The organism is Leclercia sp. M50, assembly GCF_037150775.1.
GTDB lineage: Bacteria > Pseudomonadota > Gammaproteobacteria > Enterobacterales > Enterobacteriaceae > Enterobacter.
The window spans coordinates 1-2,606 of the sequence record NZ_JBBCPK010000206.1 but is presented as its reverse complement, the minus strand read 5'-3'; the positions used below and the strand labels follow the sequence as shown (position 1 = coordinate 2,606).

The window sequence follows — 2,606 nt, the reverse complement described above, 5'->3', positions numbered from 1 at the left end:
ACGGACGGTGGTCGTCGTTCCATGATGCTGTTATGGACGAGTGAGAGTAATCTAATCTAACTTGATTGAGTTCCGGGCGTGCCGCCCGGTTTTTTTTGCTGTTTCCCGGTGTCCGTTCCGGGACAGGATGTGCATTTGTAATACCGCGCACGCGCCGGCATCACAAATACCCTGGTCAGGGCTGCGCCCCGACACCCCGCCATCGCCTCACGGCCGCGCACTGAATTGCGCACCCGTTCACCGATTTTCACGCATTTTCCTCGCCTATCTGTGCGTTCAGCATGGCGTAAAGCGCTTCGGCCTGATCGTGCAGGTGCTCACAGCAGCCGGCAGCCTCATCCAGATCCATCTGCTCGAGCCGCTCAAGGAGGAGAAGTGTCTGTGCGCGGATAAATTTGGCCATATTGAGGGCGGCGGATTCCTGTCTGGTCACTGGTGATTTTCCCCGTCTGGTGATGATTTTTGCGTGAAAAGAGCATGGCGTCATTCTGGTGCATAGTCATGCATGCCGTTAAAATTTAACAGGCGCGTTTCTGACGGGTTCCGGGGTGGTTTGTTGTGGTTTTTGTCATGGTTTCGTCAGGAACGCGCTGAACGCGTCTCAGGCGGTGCGGGCAACGGATGTTATGGTAAATTCTTGGGGGCTTGATTATAAAATACCGCACTTCCTCTTATGTCTTGTGCTTTTTAGACAACCCTGAAAGCTTTTAGCTTTGGTGATGCAATTTGCTGGGATTTTGGCGGAGAACCACAGGTAAAGAAAAAGGCCACATTAGCGGCCTTTTTCGGAGAAGATGCTCAGTGCGGAATTTCGGAGACTTCTTTAACGTCGGTTTTATTGATCTGCTGTTTGACACCATTCGCGTCTGTATAGCCAAGCAGGCCTGAGTCTGATTCTTTAGGTTTGCCGTCGCTGACAATAGTGCGACCGTCATTGGTGTGTATGGCATAGCTTGTGCGCGTGCAGCCGGTGAGGGCTGAAAGCGCAACTGCCGCTGCGAACACTGAAACAAAAATCTTTTTCAAAGCCAGCTCCTTTTATCCATATCAGTTTTGGTCACTAACCATCTAACTATAGGTCATTTTTTATGTGAAAAGAGGCTTGATGGTGGGCTGTATATCGAGTTAGGCGCGAGGTGCTATGGTCAAAGTGTGGTGTCAGGCGGGGAGGAGGCTTATATGAGATGTAATCCGGCCGATACATATACCAAGATGATTTAAGTATTCCTCTTTGTGAGGTTGGATGTCTAATTTATAAAGGATCTTCTTGAGATCCTTTTTTTCCGCGCGTAATCTCTTGCCCTGTAAACGAAAAAACCACCCTGGCAGGTGGTTTTTCGAAGGTTAGGTAATCCTGGCAGATCCCCTAACCGTGGTAACAGTCTTGTGCGAGACATGTCACCAAATTTGTCCTTTCAGTGTAGCCTCACTAAGGCCGCCACTTCAAGAACTCTTGAGACATCTCTCGCACATCCTGTTTGCCAATGGCCGTTGCCAATGGCGATTAGTCGTGTCTTTCCGGGTTGGACTCAAGTTGATAGTTACCGGATAAGGCGCAGCGGTCGGACTGAACGGGGGGTTCGTGCATACAGTCCATCCTGGAGCGAACTGCCTTCCCGGAACTGAGTGTCAGGCGTGGAATGAGAAACCGCGGCCATAACAGCGGAGTGACACCGGTAAACCGAAAGGCAGGAATGCGGGGGAGCACGAGGGAGCCACCAGGGGGAAACGCCTGGTATCTTTAAGCCGCATCGGGTTTCGCCACCACTGATTTGAGCGTCAGATTCTGTGATGCTTGTCAGGGGGGCGGAGCCTATGGAAAAACGGCTTTGGCGCGGCCTTATGCTTTCTTCGTTAAGTATCTTCCTGGCATCCCCCAGGAAATTTCTGATCCATCCGTAAGCCCGTCCCGCTCGCCGCAGCCGAACGACCGAGCGGAGCGAGTCAGTGAGCGAGGAAGCGGAATATATTCTGTATCACATTTTCTCCTGACGCGTTTTCTTTCACTTTCTGCGCCTGTCTTATGTGGCATTAATGCTATGTGTTACTGCCATGCTACATCTTAAGCCAGTATACACTCCGCTAGTGCTCCGTGACTGGTCCGGCGCTGCGCCCGGAACCCGCCTGTACCGGTTCAGCAGCCGTTCCGGCCTGACTGCAATTTTTTTTTTTTCATCCCTGCCCGCTACCCTGTAAACCTTTCTTCTGCGTTGCCGTTAACAGTAGGTAAGCCATGTTTGGTTTTTCTTCCGGAGCCCTGATGACTCTTAGTGATGATGAGCGACACCTGCTTGTGTCCGTTGTTTCGGTCTGGCTACGGCGTGCCGGAGGGGATGCCGGAGCCATGATGCTGGATGCATACCGGCAGATTTTGTCTGAAACCGAACCGGCCGTAAGGACTGTCATGCTCGAATTTCTTGAATCCGTTCGCATTCATTACATTTCGTCCTGAGCATTTTCTGTATTTCTGTCCATACTTAAACGAGGCGGCCGTCACGGACGGTGGTCGTCGTTCCATGATGCTGTTATGGACGAGTGAGAGTAATCTAATCTAACTTGATTGAGTTCCGGGCGTGCCGCCCGGTTTTTTTTGCTGTTTCCCGGTG

Annotated in this window: 3 protein-coding genes; 1 reads left to right on the top strand and 2 read right to left on the bottom strand. The window is 51.5% G+C overall.

The window, feature by feature from the left end; translation table 11 throughout:
• Positions 1–247: 247 nt before the first annotated feature.
• The gene (locus WFM46_RS23500; RefSeq protein WP_013772937.1) at positions 248–433 is read right to left on the bottom strand and encodes a Rop family plasmid primer RNA-binding protein; all 186 of its coding nucleotides are present in this window, start codon (positions 431–433) and stop codon (positions 248–250) included.
• A 365-nt stretch (positions 434–798) separates the two neighbouring features.
• On the bottom strand, positions 799–1,026 hold the full coding sequence (locus tag WFM46_RS23495; protein WP_021243043.1) for a YgdI/YgdR family lipoprotein: 228 nt from the start codon (positions 1,024–1,026) through the stop codon (positions 799–801).
• Positions 1,027–2,260: 1,234 nt separating this feature from the next.
• On the opposite strand from WFM46_RS23495, the gene WFM46_RS23490 reads away from it, so the two are divergent.
• Positions 2,261–2,452, top strand: coding sequence for a hypothetical protein (locus WFM46_RS23490; RefSeq protein WP_021243041.1), 192 nt, complete (start codon positions 2,261–2,263; stop codon positions 2,450–2,452).
• The last annotated feature ends 154 nt before the right edge of the window (positions 2,453–2,606 follow it).